A 26,973-nucleotide genomic window follows, 5' to 3' on the forward strand; every position below is an offset into this window, starting at 1 on the left:
GCGGCGGCGCATGGCCCTCAACCAGGACCCTGGCAATGCCTGCCAATGGACCGGCCGCGATGCAGCCGGATCCGCGCGAGGGCTTAAACGACTTCGTCGATCAGCGAAGTCTTTTCCGGCGTGGCCGTGACGGGAGGCGTCACCGGCGGGTTGACGAGATCCCTGAGTTTTTTCGCGGCTTCTTTCTGCGCTTCAGTCAGGGGCGGCGGCGGTGTGCTGGACGACGGGAGGGTAATCGGCGAAGTGGGGGTGCCGGGGGTCAATGTTGGGAGAGGGCGATTGCTTATTTCCATGTCACTGCTTCCGTGAGTGAGAGTTGAACTCAGGGTAACGGCCGTTTCTCGCAGAGCTTTAGGCGGCGCTTGTGTGTCCAACGGCTGAGCTACGGCAGAAATGATTCTGAACACTCCGGCAGGGGCAACGGTCTACCCGGCATCACACGGCAAAGGTAGGCATGGAAAATGAAAAAAGAGACTCAGGCACCATCAAAAACCCAGGGTGAAGAAGAGCGCGACAACGATGCCCAGCGGCCGGATGGCTCGACCGGCACCTCGCATGATTCGACTGCACAGAAAACGGCACGGAACCAAGGCCCGCATTCATCCGAACAGGCCAATGCCCAGCACGATCTGGGGTTTGATCCCGACTCACCGGATCTCGAAGACCCGCAAGTCGATCCCCAGGGCCCGGCGAAGGCCCCCAGGGACGATGAGAAGAAGTAAACAGGACTCAATCCCGGGGCCGAAGGGCGATTCCGGGATTCAGTTCACTGACAACGGGTGACCGTTACTTGTCATGGGCGGCCTTGAGAGCCTTGGCCTGCTCTGAAATATCCGCTCGGTGGCAGCATCGACAAAAACTCTGAATTATCTGCGCAGCAGGGCAGTCCACCGAATGAAGCCCATAGCGTGGGAGTCGGTTCGCTGGGTTATAGGACCCAGCTTACTGGCTATCCGCCATGGTCCACCATCCAAAACGGAGAACGCTCATGCCTACCTCAGAGAACCGCAAAAACCAGAGCGAAATCGACGATACCGAAGACCGCATGGGCAGCGTCCATGAACTGGATTTCAGTGAACGCCGCGATGAACGCCAGGGGCGTGCAGGCGATGAGCGCCCGGCCCGGGAACTGGAAGCAGACTACCCAGCTCGCCGCGTTGCCGAGAGCGGCATGAGCGGTGGCGAGGCGCTGAGTGACAGCCGGCATGAAGACAACGTCACCCTTGACGACCTGAGCCCCGACACCCTTTTTGACGAGACCGGCGCCCGCGACCCGGACGAACCCGGTAGCGGCGAAGGACCGGCCGACAGCACCCTGCGTCAGGTGGGTGCCGATGAAATCGCCGGTGGTATTGGCCTTGACGAGGCCGAGCTGGCGCGTTCGGCGCCATTGGATGGCGAACCCTGGAGCGATGAAGTCGTGCCACAGAGGAACAAGGCAGAGCGCGAATGAACGGGCAGCGTTGTGTCTGTCGCCACCCACGGAGTCTCCCATGGCCTATCAATCCCTCAGCCCCACAGTGACTGACCGGCATATCCTGTTTATCGATTCCCTTGCGCCATCGCCTGACCTGTATGCCTACGCCAATGAACGGTTGCGCGCGGGCAGGGACATGATCGGTAGCTTGACCTGCTTGAACCTGAGCAAGATCGATGACGAGGACCTGGCTCACTTCATCCAGGGTGCCGCGCTGTTGTTGCGCGATGCTTACGACATCTGGAAGGTGATCGAAACACGCGCACTGGAAGCGGAAAGACAGGCCACTGCCGCCGTTCAGCCTTGAGGGCAAGTGCGGATGGTTGCTGCAGGCACGCCTCTGCGCCCCTGGAGTTCCGCACCTGCCGTCTCCCGCGCTATCTAGCGGTTCACATCGACAATCAAGCGCCCGCGAATTCTCCCTGCGATCAAATCAGCGGCAGCGGGCAGCGCATCCTCCAGGCTGACCTCCTGGGTCATCATCGACAGCGCTTCCAGGTCCAGTTCATTGCCCAGGCGCTCCCACGCCTCGACTCGGCGCGCATAGGGCTGCGTCACACTGTTGATACCCAGCAGGCTGATGCCACGCAGAATGAACGGCGCGACCGTGGCCGGAAAATCCATACCTTGTGCGAGCCCGCAGGCCGCCACCCAGCCTTCGGACATCGTGCTGGCGCAGGCATTGACCAGCGTATGGCTGCCCACCGAATCAATGACCGCCGCCCATTTTTCCTTGCCCAACGGCCGACCTGGGGCAGACAACTCGCCCCGATCAATGATCGTCGTGGCCCCCAGGCTTCTCAGGTAAGCCTCCTCACTGGCCTTGCCCGTAGCGGCAATGACCGTGTATCCACGGCGCGCGAGCAGGCTCACGGCAAAACTCCCCACGCCACCCGTGGCGCCTGTCACCAGCACGGGTCCATGGGCCGGCGTCAATCCACTGCGTTCCAGCGCCATAAGGCAAAGCATGGCGGTGTAGCCAGCCGTGCCGATCGCCATCGATTGGCGTTCGGTCAGTTGCTTGGGGTGGGGGATAAGCCAGTCGCCATTCAGACAGGCCTTCTGTGCCAGGCCGCCCCAGTGGCCTTCGCCCACGCCCCAGCCGTTGAGCAACACCCGGTCGCCAGGCTGGTAGCGCGGGTCGGTGCTGGTCTCCACAGTGCCGGCCAGGTCGATGCCCGGCACCATGGGAAAGCTTCGCACTACAGGGCTCTTGCCGGTGATGGCGAGGCCATCCTTGTAGTTCAGCGTGCTGTACGCCACTTTCACCGTGACGTTGCCGGCGGGGAGCTGGCTTTCCTCCAGGTCGGTGAGTCGCGCGGTGTAATTGTCATCCTGCTTGTCGACCACAATGGCTTTGAACATAACCTAACCTCTTTTAGCCCGATCGTATTTAAATGATCCAAGGAGAATCATCGGGTGATGCCTGCAAGAAAGCCCTGCTGTCGAAGTAGTGGTAGAAAGAGCCCTTGGGCACCTGGACCCGTTTCAGCACTGTGTCGATGCCGATGGTGGCGAACCCCTGCTCGGTGAGGCTTTCCATGCCGCAGCGCAGCAAGAGTTCCAGCGTATCGCTGTGCTCGCGGGCGATTTTTGGGGGCCGATCTCGGCGGGTGGTGGGGTTTGAGAGGGGCATGGGGTTAACTTAGACTGATCGCCTCTAATGTCAATAATCTATCTCGTCTACGGCCCTGGACGCCTTGATTGAATAATCCATCCCCAAATACGTTTTCCGCCGCATTAATGGAGCATTTGACGCAATGGATCTGCAGATTTCAGAAACCTCGGTATTCATCACCTATCTGAACGCAGCGATTGCCTTGGCCGCGCTGGGCCTGAGTATCAGTAATCGAAGGACTCAACTGGACAGTTATCGTCTGACCCGCTCCACCCACCGGAGCAACACCAATGATTTCCACGTCATTAGCGCTGAGCAATTGGACGACTCAGTGCTGGTAAAGCTGGTTTTCTTTAATCCAGGCGCGGTCGCCGCAGTGATACAAAGCTTGGCTGTCTATGAAATTCCCCGAGCGATATGGTGGCTGCCACGTCGTTTTGATTGGCTACGACGCAAGCGAATCGAATCCGTCAAATGGTGGCCAACGTGTGATGAAAACGAGAAGACACCTCGTTTATTCTCGGACCGTTATCAGCAGTTGCTGGTGAAGGAGAGCCGCGTAATCCTCGTGAGGTTTGCGGGCAGGATCAATCGTCTCACGCATGCTTTTGAACTGAAGACCAATCATGGCGAAATCACTACTTGGCACACCCTCGATTTCATCGAGAAGAGTTTTGCATGCCAATCCCATAGGAGTTTCAGCTGAGGTATCACGGTAAGCCGCCCCATGGCTTACCTGTTTCATGCCATTCAAACTGTCTCAGCTCAAACCAACAACCGAAGGATAGGGAATGCTCATCGTCTTCAGCGGCCTCCCAGGCACCGGCAAAACGACTATTGCCAAGGAGCTGGCGGAAAGAACAGGCGCCGTCTATCTGCGGATCGACACGATCGAGCAAGCGATTCGCAACTCGGGCGTTCTGGCAGAGGATGTGGGGTGCAGTGGTTATCGGGTCGCCAATGAGCTTGCGCTGAGTAACCTGCGCCTGGGCCGCCTGGTTATCGTCGACTGTGTGAACCCGGTCAGTGAAAGCCGCAAGGCGTGGAGTGATATCGCCGCTCGTTCCGGAGTTCGGTTGGTCAATATCCAGGTGATTTGTACCGACAAACACGAACATCAGCGCCGAGTGGAAACAAGGGAGGTTGATATCCTGGGGCTGACGCCACCCACCTGGCAATCGGTGCTTGAGCATGAATATGAAGCGTGGGAGGACGCGCCGTTCAGCGTCGACACCGCCATGGTGTCTCCGGCGGAAGCGGTTGCGATGATCATTGGCGCTTTCTTCGGCACTAATCGGTAGCCGCAAAAGACCACGGCCACCGATTGTCTTACTCAACTGCCCGCGGTAGCTGTGGACCCGTCGAGCAAGGCGTCCACGACCGTTCGGGACAAGGTGATGGAGTGAATCAGCCCCAACAGCAGATCCCGTTCGAAGCCATCCAGGCGCGGGCAGAGTTCATCGGCGTTCAGTTCGGCCGATTTGAGCAACTGCGATACTTGGTTAAGGGCGACTTGGGCGGTGACGCCGGCTTGAACGGCGAACAGCGAGTCAACTGAAGGTTGGTCGGCGCCGACAGTGCGGAACGCTGTGTGGGAGAGAGTATCGAGCGGTGTTGGCGACGGTTGGGGAGGGGGGTGAGATCCGATCTGAGCCAGAGAGTCATGCATGACCTTTCTCCGATAGTCGGCTTTTTCTTGGGGACTGGATACACGGCTGGGCGGTGGATCAGGGGTGATTTTCTTGATCATCATGACGCTCCTTCTTCTATGAGTGGAACCCGTCATCTCACGCTGCAAAACGCAAAGGTGACGAGCTGAACGCAGGTTTGCAGACCGGGAAGAAGGTTCCGGCAGGCCGAAGCCTCCTGCGCACAGCTCGTCATAACGCGAGCATAGAAAAGCCGCATTAGCGACGATGTGCGCCTTCTTCAAACCCGGGCTGCAAACCCCGTATCGCTGAATATGCAGCGACGTTGGGACTGTAGACCTGAGAGGAAGGCGCACTCAATATTGTCCCATGCCGGAATTGCGTAGGAAACAGAGGGGTTTTCGGAAGGCCGTTTCGTGCATTTACTAGATGTTTCGGGAGAGTGGTTTTGGATGAAAAAATTCACCTCGAAGTCCTTTTAAAACCAAACCTGATGATCAGGATTCTGACCTGGTAGTCGGCGACGCCAATACCGTTTAGGCGCGAATTCCAACGGCACTTCCTGCCACCTGTACTTCTGCACATTGGCCGCGACGATCTCAAGAACCCTCCAACTCCACAAACCCCAACTCCCGAATAAACAACGAAAACAGCTCCGGCTGCGAAGAAATATCCAGCTTTGCGTACAAATGCCGCCGGTGCGCCTTGATGGTCTCCGGCGAGATCCCCAGCCGCTGCGCCATGGCCTTCGACGAATACCCGCGCAGAATCAGCCGGGCGATTTCCAGCTCTCGCTCCGACAGCACCCCCTGACCAAACTTCGCCAGCGCATCACCCGCCGGCGGCTGCACCGGTACGGAAATGCCCATGCGGGTCCAGTTCTGGTCGAGCAGGGCCAGTACCCAGCTGCTGATCAGGCTCAGTTTTCCCAGCTCCGCCGAATCAAACGTCCGGCGCATCCCAAGCGACAGCGACAGCCCCCCATCCGGTAGCTGCAGCAAAAACTGCACCTCATCCTCCAGTACATGGTCCTGGAAGTAGTTCAGGTAATAGTCCGCTTGCCAGAAATGGTCCGGCGCGACTTCCTCCAGATGGTAGAAACCACTGGCCAGGCCTTCGCGAGCGGCCTGGTAGAACGGGTCCAGCAGGTACAATCCATCGAGGTACAGCTCTCCCGCCGCAGGTGCCGGCGCCGCGTCATATTCCTCCAGCACGTGGGGCGCGCCCTGGGAGGGGAAGTGAATCGCCAGCGCATTGTCGAACGGTACCCAATGGCGCAGAACCAGGATCAACTGTCGCCAGAAGCGCGGGCTGCCGATTTGCTCGATCGTGCGTGCCAATGCGGTATGGCTGGCGACTTCGTTGAAAAGTATGTCCACGATGGCTTCCTGGAAACGGGTAGGGCATTGGCGCCCGATTTGCCGAAGCTGTCAACCGGGGTACCCCATAGAGGGAATTGCCCAGCCGGGTGTATCTGCCTAGATTCAGACCCATGAAGCGAGCCGTCGAGCTCGCAACCGATCGATTTCTGGTTCTGCCTCCAACACCTAAAACAACGTGAGGATGAACACCATGACGTCTGCGCCACCCCCTAAGCTATCCCCTGAGCTCAAGCCCACGCTGAGCATCCCTGATGTCGTCGCTATCACCGTCTCCTCGGTGACGCCGCCAGTTCCGTATTTGTCATTGCGCCCTTTGCCATCGCCCAGGCCGGTACCGGGGTGATCTGGGCGTTCATTCTGGGCGGCGTACTGGCGCTGATGTTTGCCCTTTGCTACGCGGAGCTGGGCCGGGCACACAGTGCCGCTGGCGGCGAATACGTGTTCGCCAAGCGGGTCTTTGGTGGCATGGCCGGTTACGCCACGTTTCTCACCGTGCTGGCCATGCTGCTGTTCATTCCGCCGGTGCTGGCAACCGGCGCTGCGACCTATCTCAACGCGGCACTGGGCACGCAGTTCGATGGGCAGACCGTCGCGCTGGTCATCGTGACCCTGAGTTATCTGCTCGGCATCCTCAATATCAAGCTCAACGCCTGGGTGACCGGCAGTTGTCTGCTTCTGGAGGTGGCGGCGTTGATGGTTATCGTGGTGTTGGGCTTCGGTCATGCCCAGCAACCGATTGCCAGCCTGCTCAGCCCGGTTGCGCTCGATAACGGGGTACTGCATGCGGCGCCCTGGGCATTGGTCATTGGCGCCGTGGGCACTGCGCTGTTTTCCTTCAACGGCTATGGCGGCGCAGTGTTGCTGGCCGAGGACATGAAGTGCGCCGGGCGGGGCATTCCCAAGGCGGTGCTGTGGTCACTGGTGCTGGTGGTGGCCATCGAGTTGATTCCACTGGTGGCGCTGCTGGTCGGGGCGCCGTCGCTTGAAGCCATGTTGGCGAGCCCGGATCCGATTGGCTACCTGCTGACGGCCCACGGTAACGAAACGCTGTCGCGGCTGGTCAGTGCGGGGATTTTCCTGTCGGTGTTCAACGCCATCATCGCCCTGGTGATCCAGATCGGCCGAGTGATCTACAGCAGTGGCCGTGATGAGCTGTGGATGCCCACCCTGAACCGCGCCTTCACCCGTATCCATCCCAAGTGGGATTCGCCGTGGTTGGCTACGCTGTTCCTGGCTGTGCCTTCGGCTGCCTTGACCTTCAGTTCCAATCTGTCGGAGCTCACGTCGTTCACCGTGTTGCTGATTCTGTGCGTCTATCTGGTCGTGGGTCTGTGCGCGTTGTTCAGTCGCGTGCGGCGCCGTGACCGTGAGCACCCGTACCGGATGCCGCTGTGGCCGCTGCCGGCATTGGCCGCCGTGATGGGCGCGGGGTATCTGCTGATCACCTTGCTGGGTAGCGCGTCTGCCCGGGATATTTTCATTATTCTGGGAATTCTGTTCACTTCTGTAGTGCTCTATGGCACCTACGGCAAGCTGAGCCCAGCTTTCCAGAAACTTTAAGCGAGAGGCAGGATGCGAGCACGCGACTTTGGTATCACCCTGGGCCTGGGGAAGCCGGGGCCCCACAACGCAATCACCGACGTACCGGGTGTGCGGGTCGGCCACGCGACGCTGGACAAGGTCCATGACGGCAAACCTGTACGCACGGGTGTCAGCGTCATCGAGCCACGCGTCGCAGCGGCGCGTTATCAGCCATGCTTCGCCGGCTGCCATGTGCTGAACGGCAATGGTGATGCCACTGGCCTTGAATGGATTAGAGAAGCGGGTTTGCTGACGACGCCGATTGCGACCACCAACACCCACAGTGTCGGCGTGGTACGTGACGCGCTGATCGCCCATGAGCATGCGACCCTGGCGGACACGTCGACCTACTGGTGCATGCCGGTGGTGATGGAGACCTACGATGGTGTGTTGAACGACATCTGGGGCCAGCATGTGAATGCCGAGCTGGTTCACCAGGCGCTCGCGGCGGCCAGCGCCGGGCCTGTGGCGGAAGGAGCCGTGGGTGGCGGTACCGGCATGATCTGCCATGAGTTCAAGGGCGGAATCGGTACTGCGTCACGGGCATTGTCGGCGGAGCAGGGTGGCTGGACCGTGGGGGCCTTTGTCCAGGCCAACCATGGCCAGCGCCGCGACCTGAGGGTGGACGGCTATCCCGTCGGCCGGCGGCTACAGGATCTGCCGTCGCCTTTCGGGGAGCAGGATACGCCGGGCATGGGCTCGATCGTGGTGGTGTTGGCCACCGATGCGCCGTTGCTGCCACACCAATGTCAGCGTCTGGCGCAGCGGGCTTCATTGGGCATCGCCCGTACGGGCGGTGGCACCGATGATTCCAGTGGCGATATTTTCCTGGCGTTCTCGACGGGTAATACGGGGCTGGCGCCGGCCGATTACAACCGCCGCGATCTGCCCAGGACGGCCCAGGTGGACATGGTCAATAACGATTACATCTCGCCGCTGTTCGCGGCGGCGGCCGAGGCGGTGGAGGAGGCGATTATCAATGCGCTACTGGCCGGTCGGCCGATGCTGGCAGGGGATGGGCGAGAGGTGCCGGCGTTGCAGGGCAAGCGTCTGATAGAGGCCCTGGAGGCGGTAGGTTGGCAGGCTAGAGTAGACACCAAATCCGGGGCAAAAGCGTAATTGAATTGTTGGTGTGAGTAGCCGTGCTAGCCAAGTGTCAGCCAAAGCACAGGAGATGTTCCTCCTGTGCTTGCTGCATCGAGATGCGTACTAGCGAGTTTTACAGCAAAAGCCGATCAGATTGACTCAAGAATCTCTCTACGGCGGCTGCTGTATTCGTCCTCATCAATAAGATTGCGCTCTTTGAGAGACAACAGCTTTTGCAGGCGTGCTTCGATATCATTCACTGGAGGGAGGATAACGTGAGCATCCAGCGTGCGTTCACTAGCACCGGCACACGCCGCGTTGATGTCGTTCATCAGCGCGATTTCATCAAACACGGTTTGACCTTTTTTATCGCGCATCAGATTCGAATAGATTCGCCCCAAGGCCAAAGTCTGCTGACGCAAATCAGCATTGCGCGGGTCAGCTTTGAGGCTTGCCAGCGAACTTTGATAGGCTTCACGTGCTTTCTTTTTAGCCTTTTCCTGAGCATTCGCCCACCAAACCACAATGATGACAACGGCAATTAGAATGACCCAGATCATTTTGACAATCCCTTGATGGAGTGAGTGACGCCCGAGTGCAGATGATACTACATCGCCATATGCTGGTTCTAGAAAGGGCGCCTTTTGTAGGGAGGCGCGGCGAGAAGTGCCGGCAGAACCTTGCGGGCCCTGTGTGACGGCCGTCTGCGCAGGCTCTGCCAACGTTTACAACAGCCGCCTTCAAAAACGCCTCAATGAACATATCCAGGCGTTATTGTGTCGTCGATCACCCCCGGTGTCAGGATAGTTGTCGCCTCTCCGAATTTTCCTGAAAACGCAGATCGGGGGCGGAAAGAGACTGTTCGTGCCGTACTATTCACCGGAACGCAAAGCCGCATTGCTCAAAATGCTGCTTCCCCCACTGAGCCTGTCGATGGCCGAGGTTGCTCGGCGCGAAGGGGTCAGCGACATGTCATTGGCCAACTGGCGCAGAAAGGCCCGCTCTGAAGGAAACGCAGTGTCCGAGAACATCCCATCGGCCCAGAACTGGACAGCCGAAGCCCAGTTTGCCGTCGTCCTTGAAACCGCCGGCTTGTCCGAAATTGAACTGGCTGAATACTGCCGTCGCAAAGGCCTGTACCCCGAGCAAATCAAGGCTTGGCGGCAAGCCTGCATCAACGGCCAGAAGGCAGACAAAGCCCAGCAAAAAGACGATCGCGAGCAAGCCCGCAAGGACAAGAAACGCATCCAGGAACTGGAGCGCGAGCTGCGCCGCAAAGACAAGGCGCTGGCTGAAACCGCCGCGTTGCTGGTGCTGCGAAAAAAGCTCAACGACTACTGGGGGATCGACAACGAGGACAACTGACCGCCTTGCCGGAACGGCAATTACTGGTGACCTGGTTGAGTGAAGCCCGGATGGCCGGCGCCCGGAAAATCAAGGCCTGCCAGGAAGTCGGTCTCTCGCTCAGAACCGTGCAGCGCTGGACTGAAACTGATGCGGTTCAGGCAGACGCCCGAACGACCACGGTACGATCCAGGCCGCGCAATGCGCTGAGCGAGGTCGAACGACAAGCGATCCTAAACGTGTGTAACAGCCCGGGCTACGGCCATTTGCCGCCGAGCCAGATCGTACCGAGGTTGGCTGATCAGCAGCTCTATCTGGCGTCGGAGTCGACGTTTTACCGGGTGCTGCGTGCGGCAGGCCAACAGCAGCATCGTGGTCGTAGCCAGCGCCCCAGGCGGCACGTGGCACCGACGACGTATGCCGCCAAAGGGCCGAACCAGGTGTGGTCGTGGGACATCACCTACCTGCCGTCTCCGGTGCGCGGAAAGTATTACTACCTGTACCTGATCGAGGATATTTACAGCCGCAAGGCCGTGGGCTGGGAGGTTTACGAAGAAGAAAGCGGTGAGAAGGCGGCTGCGCTACTGCAACGTAGCGTGATCGGCGAGCAGTGTTTGCACGAGCCACTGGTGCTGCACTCGGACAATGGAGCACCGATGAAATCGCTGACGCTGTTGAGCAAAATGCATGAGCTGGGCATCACGCCGTCACGTGGCCGACCGCGAGTGAGCAATGACAACCCGTACTCGGAATCACTGTTTCGGACGTTGAAATACTACCCGCAATGGCCGGCAGATGGCTTTGCCAGCCTGGACGCCGCACGCGCCTGGGTCAGGGACTTTATGCGTTGGTATAACCACGAGCACCGGCACAGCCGAATCCGCTTTGTGACCCCGGCCGAACGGCACCGTGGTCAGGATCATCAGATCCTGGCTCGGCGTCATGAGCTGTACGAGCAAGCCCGGGAGAGAAGCCCAGAACGCTGGTCTGGACAGACGCGAAACTGGGAGCCGATGGGTACGGTGCTGTTGAACCCTGATCGGGAGCAGCCAGTCGAGAAAAGAGCAGCATAGTTAGACGGTGACGCGACAACTACCTTGAAAAACGCCGATCATAGGGATTAAAACTCCGTTATAACGGTAACCCCAGCCGTTTCGAACCGATCCATGTTCATCAACGCATCGATGGATTGCTCCAGGCTGATGGTTTTCCCCACGAGTTTTTCGGGCGCCAGCTTGCCGGAGGTGATCATCGCGATCATGGCGTCATAACGATGCGCTTGCATGCCGTGGCTGCCGTAGATCTCCAGTTCGTGCGCGATGACTTTGCTCATGGGGATTGCTGGCGTGGCGTGATCGGCGAGCATCAGTCCGACCTGGATGTGTTTGCCACGACGGCGCAGGTTGTTGATGGAGTTGAAGCACGTGGTGGGATGCCCCAATGCATCCAGCGATACATGGGCGCCGCCGCGAGTGATTGTCTGCACGGCTTCGGTGACGTTCGCGACGTCGTGGGCATTCACGGTGGCAACCGCTCCGAGCGAACGGGCCAGTTCGAGTTTTTCCTGGGAAATATCGATGGCGATGACGTTCGCGCCGATGGCGTGGGCAATCATCACCGCCGACAGGCCTACGCCTCCGCAACCGTGAACCGCTACCCACTGCCCGGCACTGACTTTGCCCTGGTCAACGACGGCCCGGAACGAGGTCGCGAAGCGACAACCCAGGCTTGCGGCGGTAGCGAAGTCCATGCTTTCAGGCAGTGCGACCAGGTTCAGGTCGGCCTGGTGGATGCCGACGTATTCGGCAAAAGATCCCCAATGGGTGAAGCCCGGCTGGAACTGCGTGTGGCAGACCTGCTGGTTGCCGCTGTTGCACTCCGCACAAGCACCACAGCCCCCCACGAACGGCACGGTCACGCGGTCGCCGACTTTCCACCGCGTGACGTCCTTGCCCACCTCGGCCACGATGCCCGCTAGCTCATGACCCGGCACATGCGGCAGCTCAATGTCCGGGTCATGACCTTTCCAACCGTGCCAGTCACTGCGGCACACCCCGGTGCCAAGCACCTGGATAACCACCCCATGACGTGCCGGGGTCGGATCCGCCACGGTCATCAGACGCGGCGGTTTGGAAAAGGCTTCGTAGACGACTGCTTTCATTCAAATCACCTGGATAGGGATGAGCGATGCGAGGTATTTCCTGTATTTTTATTATGAATGAACGCCTTGAAATTACCTTTCAAGTTGCACTTGACTTGATTTATGAAATGAAATTAGTTTCCATGAAATCGACTATTTCTGATGGGCTCTTTCATGATTGATCAGCTTGATAAGATGGATATTGCAATATCAGATCGTCTGCAGCGAGATGGCAAACTGTCGAACGTCAAGCTGGCCGAGCAACTGTCCCTCAGCGAGGCGTCCTGTTGGCGCAAGCAGAGACGCTTAGAGGAATGCGGCGTTATCGAGGGCTACCAGGCCATTCTCAATCGAAAGAAACTCGGGCTAGGCGTCATGGCCTTTGTTCAGATCTCTTGTACGGATCACAGTGAAGAAGCCACGGCACTGTTTGAGAAGATTATCCAGTCGGCCCCCCAGGTACTGAGTTGCCACAACACAACGGGCGAGGCGGACTTTCTACTTGAGGTGGTTGCACGGGACTTGAATAGCTACAGCCGCTTTGTCGAAAAAGTGCTGCGAAAGCTGCCAGGCGTTTCAAGTATTCGTTCGAACCTTTCCCTGCGTGAGCTGAAGACCACCCATCGATTGCCGGTGACCGAGCTGTTGAGTATGTGATGGAAAAACCGAACTCTGCGTGACTTTACCGGCAGCCATTACAACGATGAGCCCAGTTCAGAGATGAGCGTCTCACGATGCTTGAGCGCCTCTACGGCGGATTCACCCAATGAGCTTGCTACAGCGCTTAGCAGGCCTTGGGACAAAAGCATGAATCCGCACATGCTATTGCTGAAGAACAGGCTGTGATTGGGCACGTAGAAACTGTGATTGGCTATTTTGGCCAGTGGTGAGCTGGCGGAGTCCGTCAAGGCGATGACCTCGATACCGTGGTGTGCAGCCACATCGGCGGTGGCTAGAACACTCGGCGTATAGGGGAAACAGCTAGCCACAACCAGCACATCACCCGCGTCCAGCTGAGCCAACGCATCGGCGACGCCTTGCCGGTTGGAATCCAGGGTGCTGACGTCTGGGCGCAGCATGCCCAGGCCGTATGCCATGAACAAAGCCAAGGAGTTGAACTGGCGCATCCCATGAATGCGAACGCGCTTGGCTTTGCATAGTCGACCGACCACCTGATCGAACGTCGAGGCATCGATCTGCTCGATCAGGCTGGCGATGTTTGCGCTTTCTTGCCGTCCCAGACGGGCCAGCTGACTGAGAGGGCCGTTATCGGTAGTGCCCACCACCAGTTGGGAAGCCTGATCGCTATAAAAACTCCGGCCCTCCGTCAGCTCACGGCGAAAGACATCCTGCAGCTTGCTAAAGCCCGAGTAGCCCAGTCGCCTGGCCAACCGCGACAATGTGGAGGCGTTGACCCCCAGTTGCTCGGACAACTCGGTGATGGATGAAACGGCTGCGCGTTGTGGGGACTCAATCAGCGAAGTCAGCACGCGTGTTGAACTGCTACCCAGCACAATGTCGACTTCTTGCCGCTCGATGGCGGCCAGCAACTGCTTGAGGCCGGTCACGGTATCGGGCAACTGCTCGATTGATTGAGTCATTTGGATATCCACTACCTATAAACGGAAACCACACCTTTGACATCGGGACGATCAATGTCACGGCAGGTGTAAACGCGCCATTCTACAGTCGTGGCCGTCAGTGAGAAGACTGCGGTTGCCAGGGTGTTCTCATCATCTGGATCATCAGGCGCGCACCGGTAGATAGGCAAGGTTACATCATGCTCATCACGCAGAACGTCAAGGGCCTTGGTTTCATCCAGCAAGTCACGCGTACCGGCCAGCAGTGCGTCCAGTCGCTGTTGACGCGATCCGGAGCTACCCGTAACGGTCTGCTCTACCTGGCCCAGTGCATCCTGGACCATGTGATTGGCGTGGCCTTGGACTCCCCTGACTTCCAAGGCGCAGGTCATGGCAGATGAAGCTTCCACGCTCACCACCTGCGTTGAGCCTGCTTGGGCGAACGCATGGTGGAATGCGCCCGCGCGGGGCGTCACCGACACGGCGGCAATGGCTTCGTCGACGGATCTGGCCTCTAGTGAAGCACGACCCAAAACCATCCTTGGCAGGCCTGCCGGAATATCCTTGGGCCGCAGGTTGTTGACCGTCGCAACGATGCCGAATTCGTTGACCGCGAACGTGTGCCCAGGAATCGACCCCGGATAAATGAAGCTGACGAACGCCGCGCCGTCATCGGGCGTGACATGCACGATGGCGCAGTCGCCGCGCAGCTGTGGCAGGCCGTCTTCGTTGTGGGCGATCAAAGTGCCCAGTAGAGTCTGGCCATACACGGTGGTGCAACCATCGACACTGGGAAGCCCGGCGAAGTCTCCACGGCAGTTCCACATGAAGACTTCGTCGACAGGCAGTTCAAGCCCGGCCGCCAGGCCTTCGATTTCCTGCCAGTAGCGCGGGAACATCTGGCGTACCAGCGTCTGCATTTCCTGCGCCTTGGGCGTGTTGGCCAGCGCTGCGAGGCGTTGCCACAGAGGCAGCGGCCGCAATTTTGCGTGCACGGCCTGGCGGCCAAATTGACCCAGGCGCACCCCTAGGTCGAATGCGCTGCCGGCAATATGAAGTTGAGCGAGCATCGCTATGCCCCTTACGAAACGTGCTGGAGAAATTCCCGCAAGCGCGGGCTGGGTGGGTTGGCGATCAGCTCTTGCGGTTTCCCGTCCTCAGCAATGCGCCCCTTGTCGATGAAGATCAGACGGCTGGCGACTTTGCGCGCGAAATCGACTTCGTGCGTCACAATCACCATGGTCATGCCTTCTTCCGCCAGCGCCTTCATCACGGTCAGCACTTCATGGCGCAGCTCTGGGTCAAGCGCAGAGGTCGGCTCGTCAAACAGCATCATTTTGGGTTTGACAGCGAGCGCGCGAGCAATTGCAACGCGTTGCTGCTGGCCGCCCGAGAGTTGAGAAGGGTAGTGGTCGGCACGCTCGGCCAACCCCACCTTCGCCAACAGTTCACGACCTAGTGCATGAGCTTCGGCTTTGCTCGCACCACGGACACGGATAGGTCCGAACGCTACGTTTTCCAACGCAGTCATCTGCGGGAACAGGTGGAATTGCTGAAAGACCATTCCCGCTTCCTGACGGATAAGCCGCTCGTCCACCTTGGGGTCGTTGACCTTCAGGCCATCGACGACAAGTTCTCCCTCTGTGATCTCTTCCAGCTTGTTGATGCAGCGCAGCAGGGTCGATTTACCCGATCCCGATGGCCCGATGATCACCACGACTTCGCCGCTCGCAATGCTCAGATCGATGTTGTGCAGCACCTGTGTAGTGCCAAAATGCTTGGAAACGTTCTTGAATTTGATCATAGGATTTTCAACCTTGCTTCCATCCGGCGCAGGACATAACTGAGTACCAGCGTGATGATCAAATAAATCACGGCGACCGCAGACCAGACTTCCATCGCCCGGAAATTGCCGGCGATCACCTCTTGGCCCTGACGGGTCAGCTCAGCGACCCCGATCACGATGAACAGAGAGGTGTCCTTGATGCTGACGATCCATTGGTTACCCAGTGCGGGGATCATTCGGCGAAATGCCAGGGGCGCAATCACGTAACGAAGCGTATCGCGCCTGGACAGGCCGAGTGCCAGACCGGCTTCGCGAAAGCCTTTGTTGATCGATAGCACCGCACCTCTGGTGATTTCGCCGATGTAAGCACCGGAGTTAATCATGATGGTGAACACGGCGGCGCTGAATGGATCAACGCGTACGGGAACCATCAGCGGCAAGGCGAAGTAGATGAACATCACCTGCACCATGATTGGCGTGCCACGGATCAGCTCGATGAATACCAGGGCTACCCGACTGCTCAGGAAACCGCCGTAAGCGCGGGCAAAGCCCGCGATCACGCCGATGAATGCGCCACCGATCAGACCCAGGATCGATATCCAGAGTGTGAGTTTGGCGCCATCCAGCAGAACGGGGAGCGCATCCCAAATGGCGCTCCATTGAAATTGCATAACGGTCAACTCTCAAAGTAGCTGGGAAGATTTACTGAGGCTGGGTGCCAAACCACTTTTCGTAGATTTTGGCGTAGGTGCCATCTTCTCGAAGCTTCTTCAGTGCGGCGTTGACCGGTTCACGCAGTTCGCTGCCTTTAGGGAAGCCAATGCCATATTGCTGGGCCATCATCTGGGTGCCTACCGTTTTGACTTGGCCTTCACCTGCGGTCTTGATGTAGTAAAGGACGTTCGGTGTGTCGTGCATGGCGGCGTCGACCCGGCCGGTACGTAGCTCAAGGTAGGCGTTATCGATGTTTGGGAACTGGCGCAGATCCTTGGCCTTGAGGTTGGCTTTCGCATAGTCAGCCGCTGAGGTGCCGCTCTTCACTGCCAGGCTCTTGCCAGCAATGTCAGCCTCGCTTTTGATGGTGTCGTTGTCGGCCTTGACCATCAGCAAGAAGCCGCTGTCGTAGTAGCCGTCAGAGAAGTCGATGGCCTGCTTGCGCTCTTCCTTGATGGTAATGCCTGCCAGCGCCGCGTCCACGTTATGGGTCTGCAGAGCAGGAATAATGCCGTTGAAGTCCATCGGCTTGAGCTGATAGGTCACGCCCATCTCTTTAGCGATCGCCGCCCAGAGATCGATATCGAAACCCACGTACTCACTGCCCTGTTTGAACTCAAATGGCACGAATGCCGTATCCGTAGCGATCAACAGTTCCTTGCCGGCAGCCATGGAGTTAGCGCAAATGGCCAGCGCTGCGGCGGCAAGGGATGCCTTGAGAATTTTTTTCATCGTCTTTCCTCAGTAAGGGTGGCTCGGTTCGCCGTTGACGGGCCGAGGGAAAGCGGCAGTAGCAATGAATGGGCTAGGCCCTGGTTTTTATGGACGGCCTCTCCATGCCGAAGAGTGAGCAGGGCACCGATGAAGCGAACGACACGTCTCTCACTGACTTCGTGCAAATATCCATTGCTTAGAATTTCAATGCAAGTAATATTTGCATGACATCAGGAGGGTACCATGAGTCATGTTCTGCATCGCAGCTTCAATCACACCTATCCCACTGCCGTTTCAGGAGAAGGGCCCTATCTAATCGATAGCACAGGTCGACGTTACCTGGATGCCAGTGGCGGCGCCGCCGTGTCGTGCCTCGGCCACAGCGACCCGCAGGTGATAGAGGCCATCCAGCAGCAGGTCGGAAAGCTGGCTTACGCTCACACTTCGTTCTTCACGACTGACGTGATGGAAGAGCTCGCTGACTTTCTAGTCGCCCGTGCGCCTGCCGGGTTGGAGTCGGTGTATTTCGTGTCGGGAGGTTCCGAGGCCGTCGAGACCGCGCTGAAGTTGGCGCGACAGTACTTCGTGGAAATAGGGCAACCCGCACGCAAGCATGTGATTGCCCGGCGCCAGAGCTACCACGGCAATACCCTGGGGGCTCTGGCAGCAGGTGGCAACGAATGGCGCCGCCGTCAGTTCGAGCCACTGTTGATCGATGTCAGCCATGTCAGCCCGTGCTATGCATATCGCGAGCAACGGGAAGGTGAGTCCGACGAACAATTCGCGACCCGATTGGCGCAAGAGCTGGAAGCTGAAATTCTGCGCCTGGGTGCCGACAACGTCATGGCCTTTATTGCTGAGCCTGTGGTCGGTGCCACACTCGGCGCAGTCACGGCGGTACCGGGTTATTTCAAGAAAGTACGGGAAGTGTGTGACCGCCACGGCGTGTTACTGATTCTCGATGAGGTCATGTGTGGCATGGGACGTACTGGTACGTTGTTTGCCGCTGAGCAGGAAGGCATCACTGCCGACCTGATTACCATCGCCAAAGGCCTGGGGGCGGGCTATCAGCCGATTGGCGCGACCATGGTCAGTGGAAAAATTCGCGATGCGATTGCCAATGGATCAGGGTACTTTCAGCATGGCCATACCTACATTGGTCATGCCACGGCGTGCGCGGCGGCCTTGGCGGTGCAGAAAACCATCGAGGCGCGCGGGTTGTTGTCCCAGGTGCAAACGCTCGGCGATGCCCTGCAATCGCGACTGGTGGAAACCCTGGGCAATCACCCCCATGTCGGCGATATTCGTGGACGCGGCCTGTTCCGTGGCATCGAGTTGGTGACTGACCGGCAGAGCAAGACGCCTTTCGATCCTGCTTTCAAACTGCATGCGCGGATCAAGAAAGCGGCGATGAACGAGGGCCTCATGTGCTACCCCATGGGCGGTACGGTGGACGGAAAACTCGGCGATCACATCCTGCTCGCACCGCCGTTCATCATCGATGCCGACCACGTCGACGAAATTTCACAGAAGCTGGCGAAGGCAATAGCCAGCGCGATCAACGGGCTTTGACGGAGATATCGATGGAGATTCGATCGCGCCTGACCACCCTGCAGCCTGACGAGATGAGCGAAGACCAGCAACGTGTGCTGGCTGACATCCTCAAGGGGCCTCGCGGCAACCTCGACGGTCCGTTCCTGGCATGGATTCACAGCCCTGCGTTGGCGGATCATGCCCAGCGCCTGGGGGCTTTCTGCCGATACGGCACCGCGCTGGAATTGCGTCTGACCGAACTCGCCATTCTGACCACGGCAGCCTGGTGGCGCTCCCAGGCCGAATGGCAGATCCACGAGCCGATTGCCAGAGGGGCAGGGCTTTCAGAGACGATAATCGAGGCATTGAAACAGCAGCAGCCCCCCGTCTTCAGTTGCGCAGACGAGCAGTGCGTTTACGACATCGGGAAATCACTCTATGAAACTCGACGAGTGCCGGCAACGCTCTACGAGCAAGGCGTCGCCTTGTTTGGAGAAGCGGCGATGGTTGACCTGATCGGCGTGTATGGGTACTACTCTCTGGTGGCGATGACGCTCAACGTTTTCGAAGTCCGACGTGAGTCCGGCTCGCCGCTGCCTTTTGAAGAGTGAAAATGCATGCTCGAAGCCAATCCCAATTGCCCTATCCGTCGTCGGCTGGCCCATCTGCCCTGGGTTGGTGATAACCGTGCGGGCTTGCGGCATTGGCTGGAGATCCAGCGCGACCCATTGGCCTGGCTGCAGAAAATGCACGCGATGCAGCCGGACGTCGCCGTCATGCGCATGGGCCCGCAGCGTGTCTGGTGCCTGTTCCATCCGCAAGCCGTGCACGAGCTGATGGTCGAGCATCGCGACGACCTGCGCCGCTGGGCGCCGGCACTGTGCATGCTCAAGCAATGGAATGGGCGCAGCTTCATGATGCGTGAAGGCGAGCCGGCCCAGGCACAGCGCAAGGCGGTGCGCCCACACATTGCTCCTCCGGCGGCCAATGATGTGCGCCAACTGGCCGCGCAGTGGGCAGAGCGGATAGTGGAGGGGCGCGAGTATGATCTCGACCTGGAGATGGCAGCGTTCAGCGCCACCCTCAGTGGTCACGCGCTGTTCGATGTAGACCTGGAGCCGGCGGCCTACCGGATCGCCAAGGCGGTTCGCCTGCTGTCGCGGGTGGCGTTGCTGGAAATGTCCACCGGTCTGCCGCTGGGGCACTGGTTCCCGAGCAAGCTCTGCCCGCGCAAACGCTGGGCGCTGGGGCAGTTGCGAGCCGTGATCGACGAGGTGGCGGAGCAGTCGCCTCGGCCCCTGGTCGAGTTGCGTGATGAACTTTGCACCCTGCTGATGGCGTCGCACCAGTCCACTGGCGTCACTTTGACCTGGTGTCTGCTGCTGTTGGCGCAGCGTCCGGAACTCTGCCAGCGACTGCGGGCCGAACTGGCGCCCATCGACTGGCCGTCCATCCGTTCGGTCAGTGACCTGCGCAACTGTCCCTTGCTGAGGGCGGTGCTACAGGAATGCCTGCGTCTTTACCCTCCGGCCTACGGCCTGGCGCCACGACAGGTGACGGCAGACATCGACGTGTCCGGCCATTCGCTCAAGCGTGGGGACGTGGTGATGGTTTCCAGTTGGATCACCCATCGGGACCCGCGCTGGTTCGAGGCGCCCCTGGAGTTCCGCCCGGAACGCTTCCTGGACTCGGCAACATGGCCACGTGGCGCCTATTTCCCGTTCGGCCTGGGCGACCGTTCCTGCCCGGGGACCGCGATGGCGATGATCGATCTGGCTGCGGCACTGGCCTACTGGGTGGAACATTGGGACATCGTACACGACGGCGAACTGGCGCCACGGGGCTGGTTCTCTTTGCGTCCGCAACGGGCGCGGGTCCGCTTTGTCCGAAGAGCCTGATCAGCGAGTTTTTGCAATCACCGCGGTCATGTATTCATTCAAATCCCGAAAATCCTTAACGGTCCATGCGTGCGCCGGTACCTTTACACCATTTTCTTTCAAGGTTTTCGGAATCAAATCTCCATTGGGGCGAAGTATGATCGAAGACACGATGACGCCTGGATAATCATTCAGCCGCTTTTTAAAGGCAGGCGTTGTAAGGTCCGGGGTAGGGGGGATGCTCTTTTTTGCCAGTGGCCCAGTAGCCTTGATATCGGCTCCGTGGCACATGGCGCACCGCTGCAGGTAGAGGTTTTTCCCATTGTCATTGTCCGCCAAGGACAGCGTTGCTTGAGTGAACGACAAGATCCCTAGCAACGGGATGAATAGTGCTTTCATATTTCCTTATAAGTCTTTTGATCACGGTCTTTGTTTTTGTATCACGTCCAGCGTTGCCTCAGTGCTCTTGCGGCGCAGCAGGCTTGTCGTCTTCTTTTTTAACCAGAATTTCGACGCTGTAGTCCTTCAGTGGAATGATCTTGGGGCGGCCATTTTCATAGATGGCCAGCCTGGTGCCCGAGGTTGCCACCAGAAAGCCCGAAGCAAGGATTTTTTCGCCATCTTCGAGTAGGTACCATTTTACGTTCCAGCGAGCAGATTCTACGAGCCTTGCGAAGCCCTCGCACGGCGAAGCGAGTGGTTCCAGGCTAGGAGGCACGAGTTTGATAGAGGACTTTGGGGCAAGGGCGCGCAGGGTAGGGAAAAGATTTGAGATGTTGGAGCTATGCCATGTCGACAGAGTGCGAAGAGTCATCTATACCCATGGCAAAGTAGTGGCACTTTCAGCCGTACTGCTTTTGCGGAGCACGCCACTGCGCTCCCGCTACCGCACATCGGGCGGCAAGGGAACTATCAGTAATGCGGCGAACAGCTCTTGTCGAATCCAATCTGACTGGATGATGAACCCCATGGCGATGATCACAAGTAGAGTAATCAAGAATTTACTGACAGCTAATGCCATCTTACTGTGTGGGTGCTTCGGCGGCGAATCGCCCCGACTCCTAGAACCAGCGGAAAAGGAGTTAGGGACTGATGGCCCAATCACCATGCACTATCATTCGGCGGTTTATTATCCTGATGAAATTGCACTTCACGGTGGTGGTTACATAGTCGGGATTGAGAAAGGTGATCCCGATAAGATTCTTAAGCCAGGAGAAAGTCTGACGTTCGAGCAGCCGAACAGTACAGATAAAACGGTCAGAGACCAGCAGGCCGCAGTACATGACGGAAAAATCATGTTCGTATCGCACATTATTCGTGATCAGCTTCCTGGGAGTGATAAAAGGAACTGTAGTTTGTTCGATGCCTATTATCGTAAAAATGTCATGGTTCCTCCTGTTCGTGGCTGCGACAGCAACTCTGAGAGCCCTCCCGAGGTTCTATCTAACGATGCGTATCACTCAGGTTGGCAGGGAATGGAAAAGCTACAAAATGATTTAACTATCGATATCAAGTCTCGTGCTTATACCCATATCGTTGTCGTTGTCATGGGTTGGAACACTGTGCAAGAGGAGGCAGTCAGAAACATAAACTCCATAATTAGAGGGATAAAGCATGCCAGTGAAGAAGAGCAAATGCTCTTTAAACCACTCGTCATTGGCGTGACCTGGCCAAGCCAGTGGAACAGCCCATGGCTTGATCCTATTTATAAATTGACAAGCTTCGGGACAAAGGCAAAAGACGCCGATGAAGTCGGCTTGACCTGGTTAGGCGTCCTGCTAGGAAATACAATACCTCAGGCCAACACACTGGCTAAAGTAAACTTACCGGTCATAGCGATAGGGCATAGCTTTGGGGCGCGAGCAGCGACCATGGCTGCTTGCGACGGACCAGTGATAGCCGACGGATCGGGCTCTCGATCCTCGAAGCAAACGGTGGATTTGCTTATCAACTATCAAGGAGCCTTCTTGACAGACCGATTGCTGGGTAAAAGCCAAGACGGGACCCTGCTCGACAAATGTCCCCGTGCAAGGAATATAGCCTTGACCTCTTCCAATAACGATACTGCCGTCAAAAGAGCTCTTTGGGGTACTTATGCTGGCAGCGAAAATAGCTTCCTAGAATACTGCTCCAAGCGTTCAGATCTCATAAACTGTGTAAAAGCAAATGCCAAAGGATCAACTACTCCAGCGCCAACTTCTAGCAGAAAGGTGACCTACATTAATTCGGATGCCTTGATTACCTACAACGCGTTTTACACAGGGGGAGGTGCACACAGTGATATTTATCGAGATGAGCAAGGCGCCCTATCATGGTCTCTGATCAAGGCACTCGGCGGTAAAAACGTCTCATCATCTGTCTTAGTCACAGAACCCTAACTACGTTCAGGGACTGAACACCTGACAATCAGCCCCTACCGGGGCTGATTGTGTCGTGCATTAAAATGGATAGTGGTGACCACCAGGCTGCCAGGTGACCCAATGCGCACGGGTAAATTCATCCACGGCATAGTGACCGTTGAAACGCCCGAGCCCGGAGTTTTTCTCTCCTCCGAAGGGGGCGTTGGGCTGGTCATCGACCGTGATGTCGTTGATGTGCGTCATGCCGGCGACGATGCCACGAGCGAATTGCAGCCCACGCGCCATATCCTTCGTGAATACCGCACTGGACAAGCCATACTCACTGGCATTGGCAAGTTGCAGGGCGTGCGCTTCATCGTCGGCTATCAACAGGGGCAACAGCGGGCCAAAGGTTTCATCTGCTGCCAGAGCGTCATCGGCTTTTACGTTGCCGAAAACATGCGGGGGCAGCAATAGACCCTGGGCTGAAGCGCCGAACAGTTGGGTCAGGCCCGAGCCATGTGCCTGCTCAATCTTGCGTAACAGGCCATTCAACTGCGATTGATTGACTACAGGCCCAATGACGGTATCCGTGTCGTCAGGATTACCCACTTTCAGCTTGCTGACCCTGTCCACCACCCTTTCTGCGAAGGCTGGGTAGAGGGATCGATCAACGATCACTCGGTTGACGCTCATGCATATCTGGCCCTGGTGCAGGAACCGGCCGACTACGGCTGCGTGGGCCGCCACTTCAACGTCGGCATCATTTAACACCACCAGTGGGGCGTTGCCACCGAGTTCAAGGGCAACACGTTTGATGTACTTGCCGCCCGTGGCGATGCGGCCTACGTTACGACCCACATCCGTAGATCCGGTGAACGAGATCAACCTGGGGACTCGATGCTCCACGAAGGCGTCACCAATCTCTGATCCGGCGCCCACCACAACATTGATGGTACCTGCGGGGAAGCCGGCTGCCTCGAGTAGGTAGGCAATCAATAAACCACCGCTGACAGCGGTATCACTCGCAGGTTTCAGCACTACGGTGTTGCCTAATGCCAAGGCCGGAATAACGGAGCGCATGCTCAGGTACAGCGGAAAATTCCAAGGGCTGATCACCCCCACCACGCCAAGCGGATCACGGAACACAAAGCTTTGTTCGCCCGGCTTGTAGCTGGTCAGGATCCGACCTTCTACTTGCATTGGCATGCTCGCGCATTCCCGGACCAGGTTCAGCGTGCTTTGCCACTCGATACCCGCCTTGATTCGCGTGCTGCCTGATTCCTTGATCAGCCAGTCGATGATTTCTTCACTGCGCTGGGAAACGACAATTGCAAGCTTTTCAAGCAACAGAACCCTTTGGCTGGCATGTAGAGAACTCCACTCCAACTGCGCCTTTTCGGCCGCCAGGTAGGCTTCATCCAGATCGCCCACTGAGGCGAGTGGCATGTCCAACAGCAATTCGCCGTTAAAGGGATTGCGATTATCCAGGCGTTTGCTGGAGCGCCCTGGTTTCCAGTGGCCGTTAATGTATTGGTGGCCTTGAATGGCAAATGGGGCAGGTGCGGTCTGGTTATTCATTTAGGCAACTCGATAAATTGAATGGGTTGAATGCCTTGCAATATCAGGTGCGCATCCAGGCGCGGCCCCAAGAGTTCAGTGTGTGTTCACATTGCGGCCATACGCCGGTTTCACGGTCTGCCGGCGTCAACTCAAGTTCTGCGGAGAATTCAAGGCGGTTTCGATCGGCATCGACCACCATGAAAAACAGGTTGTTACCCGGGCCATGGCGGCCGGGTCCGAAGAAAATGCTGATGCGCTCCTTGGCAAACCGGTCGCCCCAATCACGAATGTCATTCCACTCATTGGTTTCGTAGCAATGATGGTCCCATTCATTCTTCGAGCCACGGAAAAAGGCGAGGGAGTGATGTTCATCGTCGGAGCGCAAGAAACACACCATGACCTGGGCGGTCTCTTGGTCGACGACGTTATCGGAAATGGTGAAACCAATGGTGTTGACGTAAAAGTCGACGATTGCTTCAAGCTCGGTTGTCTGGAATACAACGTGCTGCAGCCTCGACGGCATGCCCTGTGGTTCATCACGTTGATCGGGAAGCGCTACACCGAATATTGTCTGGCGACCCTGTGGATCCCGAATGGCAAATGCGCCCGATTCAAGCAAGGGGGAGGTCACCGGTTCGAGTTCGCAACCACGTTCGACGAGGGTCTGGCGCAGCGTGTCCAGTTTGGCGTGGGAGTGAAGGTTGTAGGCCGCGGCCAGGAGGCCGCTGTGATCGGCCGGCGAAATGATTACCGCGCGTTTGGGGCCCCGCATCACCTGGCTGCCGTCTGCCTCCGGTGAGGCCCTCATGTCCATCATTCGCGTATAGAAATCGACCTGACGTTGAGGTTCTTTGCTTGCCAGATGCAGATAGCACAGTTGAGCAGGGGTCGAAGTTTGAAGAGTCATCCTGGAGAACTCCGTGGTCAAAGAGTAACGGGGACATGAGCGGTTTGGGGTGCAGCCACGGCGACCGTTGCAATCTCTGCAATGCCCAAAACGCACTGGAGGGCCTGGGCTGTTTCTGATTCCTGAGCCAAGTTGAACAGGGCGGCAACGTATCGGTCAGGACGGAGCAGCACAAAGCTGCTGGTCTCTGCAAACAGTTCACTTAACTCGCCGTTGCAATCGTGCACGATCGTTAACCCCGGAACGGGCGGCGGCGGCACAGAATGCTTTGGAATGATCACCATGCGCTTGGCATCCAGATGATCCCAAAGCGGGTGCTGCAGGTGATCCACGCGTTGACTGGGAAACTCGCCAAATTGAATCAAGGCAAATCCCGGCCCGATGTATTCATCCAGCAGCAGGCCGTTGCCTTGCGAGTCGAAGAGGGTCGGCTGCGGCAACATTGTGCCGGCGCGCAGGTTGCCGGCCTTGCCTTGGGATAAGACCAGGCCCTGGGTAAAACGAGGCTTGGGTTTGAATTTCATCTGCAAGAAGTAATCGCGCAGAGGTGGAATCAGGCCGATCAAGCGGAACGTGCTGCTGATGAGTTTGGCGCGCAAGGCTGAAGCAGGCGCCATGACGACACCCAGATTCAATGCCAGCCTGATCAGTGCCCACGCATGATCGCGGCGTTCACTTTCATAGCTCTCCAGAGCACTGGGGGCCATGTGTCCACGCAGCACTGCCACCAGCTTCCATGCGATGTTATGGGCATCGCGCACGCCGCTGTTCATACCTTGGCCCGCATAGGGTGGGGTCAGGTGTGCAGCGTCACCTGCGAGAAATACGCGACCTGCTTGCCAACGTGAGGCAACCCTGGCGTGAAAGGTGTAAACCACTTTACGTACCAGCGAATAAGCTTTTTCACCCCGGAACGGTCGCAGTAAAGAGCTGAGGCTGGCGTCGCTGAGCATCTGCTCATCCGTCTCGTCATCCTTGAGCATGAACTCAAAGCGGCGCGTCTGATGGGGGCCGGGCACTTCGACGACAGGTCGCTCGGCATCGCAATACACACGGGTCTGCCAGAACGGATCATCATCCTGATCCAGATCCACGACCAGCCAGCGAGACTTGAAGCTGGAACCCACCATGTCGACACCCAGTTGTTTGCGAACCGGGCTTCTGCCGCCATCACTGGCAACCATGTACTGGGCGTGCACTTCAACCGTTTCACCGGCCTTGTTCTGTATCCGAGCGAGAACGCCTGAGTCGTCTTGGGTAAAGTCGATCAGTTCATGGCAGAAAAGCTGAGTCAGGCTCGGGAAACGCTCCATCCCATGCATAAGCGTACGTTCAAACAGCGGCTGGCGGAACGCGTTGCGTTTGGGATAGCCGTACTGCTTGCCGACGGGCTCGACCTTGCCAAAGCAGCGGCCACCGGGTTTGTCGAAGTAATGGACGCCGTAGCCTTGGACAACATCAGCCAACACGGCTTTATCCAGTCCCGCTGCCTGCATGGTTCGTAGCGACTCATCGTCGATCGAGACGGCGCGAGGTTCAGTCACAGTGCTGGTTTTGCGATCAATGATGGTGGTGCGCACGCCAGCCTGCCCGAGGAGGTTGGCCAGCGTGAGTCCTGTCGGGCCGGCACCGATAATCAGTACGTCAGTATTCACGGGTGTAAGGGTTGTCATTTTTGTTCCC

Annotated in this window: 28 protein-coding genes and 2 pseudogenes; 13 read left to right on the plus strand and 17 right to left on the minus strand. The window is 57.8% G+C overall.

Translation table 11 applies throughout. The features are described from left to right. Positions 1 to 83: 83 nt before the first annotated feature. On the minus strand, positions 84 to 293 hold the full coding sequence (locus BLU37_RS29090; RefSeq protein WP_157581058.1) for a hypothetical protein: 210 nt from the start codon (positions 291 to 293) through the stop codon (positions 84 to 86). Positions 294 to 581: 288 nt separating this feature from the next. Between BLU37_RS29090 and BLU37_RS29530 the strand changes: the two are divergent. From BLU37_RS29530 to BLU37_RS21065, 3 genes and pseudogenes are all read left to right on the plus strand, one after another. Continuing rightward, positions 582 to 722: pseudogene (locus BLU37_RS29530) on the plus strand (DUF6021 family protein); the annotation flags it as partial. 266 nt (positions 723 to 988) lie between these two features. Then, positions 989 to 1,453, plus strand: a complete 465-nt coding sequence (locus tag BLU37_RS21060) for a hypothetical protein (RefSeq protein ID WP_010446126.1) — start codon at positions 989 to 991, stop codon at positions 1,451 to 1,453. 40 nt (positions 1,454 to 1,493) lie between these two features. Next, positions 1,494 to 1,784 carry a hypothetical protein gene (locus BLU37_RS21065; protein WP_090208499.1) on the plus strand — a complete coding sequence of 97 codons (291 nt, stop codon included), beginning with the start codon at positions 1,494 to 1,496 and terminating at the stop codon, positions 1,782 to 1,784. A 74-nt stretch (positions 1,785 to 1,858) separates the two neighbouring features. Here BLU37_RS21065 and acuI read toward each other — a convergent pair whose 3' ends face one another. Both acuI and BLU37_RS21075 read right to left on the minus strand, forming a co-directional pair. Further along, on the minus strand, positions 1,859 to 2,842 hold the full coding sequence (acuI, locus tag BLU37_RS21070; RefSeq protein ID WP_090208502.1) for an acrylyl-CoA reductase (NADPH): 984 nt from the start codon (positions 2,840 to 2,842) through the stop codon (positions 1,859 to 1,861). A 28-nt stretch (positions 2,843 to 2,870) separates the two neighbouring features. Further along, positions 2,871 to 3,113: a TetR/AcrR family transcriptional regulator gene (locus tag BLU37_RS21075; protein ID WP_090208506.1), complete on the minus strand. Its 243-nt coding sequence runs from the start codon at positions 3,111 to 3,113 to the stop codon at positions 2,871 to 2,873. 124 nt (positions 3,114 to 3,237) lie between these two features. Here BLU37_RS21075 and BLU37_RS21080 point away from each other — a divergent pair, with 124 nt between their 5' ends. Both BLU37_RS21080 and BLU37_RS21085 read left to right on the plus strand, forming a co-directional pair. Further along, positions 3,238 to 3,801: a hypothetical protein gene (locus tag BLU37_RS21080; protein ID WP_090208511.1), complete on the plus strand. Its 564-nt coding sequence runs from the start codon at positions 3,238 to 3,240 to the stop codon at positions 3,799 to 3,801. Positions 3,802 to 3,886: 85 nt separating this feature from the next. Beyond that, complete coding sequence (locus BLU37_RS21085; RefSeq protein ID WP_090208515.1) at positions 3,887 to 4,396, plus strand: AAA family ATPase; 510 nt, start codon at positions 3,887 to 3,889, stop codon at positions 4,394 to 4,396. Positions 4,397 to 4,428: 32 nt separating this feature from the next. Here BLU37_RS21085 and BLU37_RS21090 read toward each other — a convergent pair whose 3' ends face one another. Then, positions 4,429 to 4,845, minus strand: coding sequence for a DUF6124 family protein (locus BLU37_RS21090; RefSeq protein ID WP_090208518.1), 417 nt, complete (start codon positions 4,843 to 4,845; stop codon positions 4,429 to 4,431). A 498-nt stretch (positions 4,846 to 5,343) separates the two neighbouring features. Beyond that, on the minus strand, positions 5,344 to 6,123 hold the full coding sequence (locus tag BLU37_RS21095; RefSeq protein ID WP_090208521.1) for a helix-turn-helix transcriptional regulator: 780 nt from the start codon (positions 6,121 to 6,123) through the stop codon (positions 5,344 to 5,346). Positions 6,124 to 6,316: 193 nt separating this feature from the next. Here BLU37_RS21095 and BLU37_RS21100 point away from each other — a divergent pair. Together BLU37_RS21100 and BLU37_RS21105 are read left to right on the plus strand one after the other, a co-directional pair. Next, positions 6,317 to 7,686, plus strand: a pseudogene (locus tag BLU37_RS21100) (APC family permease). A gap of 12 nt (positions 7,687 to 7,698) precedes the next feature. Beyond that, entirely contained in the window at positions 7,699 to 8,826 is a 1,128-nt protein-coding gene (locus BLU37_RS21105; RefSeq protein ID WP_090208527.1) for a DmpA family aminopeptidase, read from the plus strand. Between the two features lie 116 nt (positions 8,827 to 8,942). On the opposite strand, the gene BLU37_RS21110 is transcribed toward BLU37_RS21105, so the two are convergent. Next, positions 8,943 to 9,353: a hypothetical protein gene (locus BLU37_RS21110; RefSeq protein ID WP_090208530.1), complete on the minus strand. Its 411-nt coding sequence runs from the start codon at positions 9,351 to 9,353 to the stop codon at positions 8,943 to 8,945. Positions 9,354 to 9,657: 304 nt separating this feature from the next. On the opposite strand from BLU37_RS21110, the gene BLU37_RS21115 reads away from it, so the two are divergent. After that, a protein-coding gene (locus BLU37_RS21115) for an IS3 family transposase (protein ID WP_090207373.1) occupies positions 9,658 to 11,210 on the plus strand; the annotation gives its coding sequence in 2 pieces (ribosomal slippage) (positions 9,658 to 10,120 and positions 10,120 to 11,210; 1,554 coding nt in all). Positions 11,211 to 11,257: 47 nt separating this feature from the next. On the opposite strand, the gene BLU37_RS21120 is transcribed toward BLU37_RS21115, so the two are convergent. Continuing rightward, complete coding sequence (locus BLU37_RS21120; protein ID WP_090208534.1) at positions 11,258 to 12,298, minus strand: zinc-dependent alcohol dehydrogenase family protein; 1,041 nt, start codon at positions 12,296 to 12,298, stop codon at positions 11,258 to 11,260. Positions 12,299 to 12,451: 153 nt separating this feature from the next. Here BLU37_RS21120 and BLU37_RS21125 point away from each other — a divergent pair, with 153 nt between their 5' ends. Further along, positions 12,452 to 12,934, plus strand: a complete 483-nt coding sequence (locus BLU37_RS21125) for an Lrp/AsnC family transcriptional regulator (protein ID WP_090210984.1) — start codon at positions 12,452 to 12,454, stop codon at positions 12,932 to 12,934. Positions 12,935 to 12,972: 38 nt separating this feature from the next. Here the strand turns inward: BLU37_RS21125 and BLU37_RS21130 are convergent, their stop codons facing one another. The 5 genes from BLU37_RS21130 to glnH are packed head-to-tail and all read right to left on the minus strand — an operon-like array spanning position 12,973 to position 17,089. Continuing rightward, complete coding sequence (locus BLU37_RS21130; RefSeq protein ID WP_010446155.1) at positions 12,973 to 13,878, minus strand: MurR/RpiR family transcriptional regulator; 906 nt, start codon at positions 13,876 to 13,878, stop codon at positions 12,973 to 12,975. Between the two features lie 11 nt (positions 13,879 to 13,889). Beyond that, entirely contained in the window at positions 13,890 to 14,927 is a 1,038-nt protein-coding gene (locus tag BLU37_RS21135) for a C45 family autoproteolytic acyltransferase/hydolase (RefSeq protein WP_090208538.1), read from the minus strand. A gap of 11 nt (positions 14,928 to 14,938) precedes the next feature. Then, positions 14,939 to 15,661 carry a glutamine ABC transporter ATP-binding protein GlnQ gene (gene glnQ, locus BLU37_RS21140; protein WP_090208542.1) on the minus strand — a complete coding sequence of 241 codons (723 nt, stop codon included), beginning with the start codon at positions 15,659 to 15,661 and terminating at the stop codon, positions 14,939 to 14,941. Next, entirely contained in the window at positions 15,658 to 16,314 is a 657-nt protein-coding gene (gene glnP, locus BLU37_RS21145; RefSeq protein ID WP_010446158.1) for a glutamine ABC transporter permease GlnP, read from the minus strand. The genes glnQ and glnP overlap by 4 nt, the downstream gene beginning before the upstream one ends. A 31-nt stretch (positions 16,315 to 16,345) precedes the next feature. Next, positions 16,346 to 17,089 (minus strand): glutamine ABC transporter substrate-binding protein GlnH, encoded by a 744-nt coding sequence (gene glnH / locus BLU37_RS21150; RefSeq protein WP_090208545.1) that lies wholly within the window; start codon positions 17,087 to 17,089, stop codon positions 16,346 to 16,348. A 225-nt stretch (positions 17,090 to 17,314) separates the two neighbouring features. Here glnH and BLU37_RS21155 point away from each other — a divergent pair, with 225 nt between their 5' ends. The 3 genes from BLU37_RS21155 to BLU37_RS21165 are packed head-to-tail and all read left to right on the plus strand — an operon-like array spanning position 17,315 to position 20,502. Continuing rightward, the gene (locus tag BLU37_RS21155; protein WP_090208548.1) at positions 17,315 to 18,643 is read left to right on the plus strand and encodes an aspartate aminotransferase family protein; all 1,329 of its coding nucleotides are present in this window, start codon (positions 17,315 to 17,317) and stop codon (positions 18,641 to 18,643) included. Positions 18,644 to 18,654: 11 nt separating this feature from the next. Then, the gene (locus BLU37_RS21160) at positions 18,655 to 19,215 is read left to right on the plus strand and encodes a carboxymuconolactone decarboxylase family protein (RefSeq protein ID WP_090208552.1); all 561 of its coding nucleotides are present in this window, start codon (positions 18,655 to 18,657) and stop codon (positions 19,213 to 19,215) included. A 6-nt stretch (positions 19,216 to 19,221) separates the two neighbouring features. Next, on the plus strand, positions 19,222 to 20,502 hold the full coding sequence (locus tag BLU37_RS21165) for a cytochrome P450 (protein WP_090208555.1): 1,281 nt from the start codon (positions 19,222 to 19,224) through the stop codon (positions 20,500 to 20,502). On the opposite strand, the gene BLU37_RS21170 is transcribed toward BLU37_RS21165, so the two are convergent. Next, complete coding sequence (locus BLU37_RS21170; protein WP_090208558.1) at positions 20,503 to 20,880, minus strand: c-type cytochrome; 378 nt, start codon at positions 20,878 to 20,880, stop codon at positions 20,503 to 20,505. A gap of 58 nt (positions 20,881 to 20,938) precedes the next feature. After that, positions 20,939 to 21,295, minus strand: a complete 357-nt coding sequence (locus BLU37_RS21175; protein ID WP_090208561.1) for a hypothetical protein — start codon at positions 21,293 to 21,295, stop codon at positions 20,939 to 20,941. A 154-nt stretch (positions 21,296 to 21,449) separates the two neighbouring features. Here BLU37_RS21175 and BLU37_RS29095 point away from each other — a divergent pair, with 154 nt between their 5' ends. Next, the gene (locus BLU37_RS29095; protein ID WP_157696396.1) at positions 21,450 to 22,859 is read left to right on the plus strand and encodes an alpha/beta hydrolase; all 1,410 of its coding nucleotides are present in this window, start codon (positions 21,450 to 21,452) and stop codon (positions 22,857 to 22,859) included. Between the two features lie 60 nt (positions 22,860 to 22,919). Here BLU37_RS29095 and BLU37_RS21185 read toward each other — a convergent pair whose 3' ends face one another. The 3 genes from BLU37_RS21185 to BLU37_RS21195 are packed head-to-tail and all read right to left on the minus strand — an operon-like array spanning position 22,920 to position 26,963. Further along, positions 22,920 to 24,401 (minus strand): aldehyde dehydrogenase family protein, encoded by a 1,482-nt coding sequence (locus tag BLU37_RS21185; RefSeq protein ID WP_090208567.1) that lies wholly within the window; start codon positions 24,399 to 24,401, stop codon positions 22,920 to 22,922. Positions 24,402 to 24,444: 43 nt separating this feature from the next. After that, the gene (locus BLU37_RS21190; RefSeq protein WP_090208571.1) at positions 24,445 to 25,290 is read right to left on the minus strand and encodes a VOC family protein; all 846 of its coding nucleotides are present in this window, start codon (positions 25,288 to 25,290) and stop codon (positions 24,445 to 24,447) included. Between the two features lie 17 nt (positions 25,291 to 25,307). Beyond that, entirely contained in the window at positions 25,308 to 26,963 is a 1,656-nt protein-coding gene (locus BLU37_RS21195) for a bifunctional 3-(3-hydroxy-phenyl)propionate/3-hydroxycinnamic acid hydroxylase (RefSeq protein WP_172833041.1), read from the minus strand. Between the last annotated feature and the right edge of the window lie 10 nt (positions 26,964 to 26,973).

The organism is Pseudomonas asplenii, from assembly GCF_900105475.1.
Lineage (GTDB): Bacteria > Pseudomonadota > Gammaproteobacteria > Pseudomonadales > Pseudomonadaceae > Aquipseudomonas > Aquipseudomonas asplenii.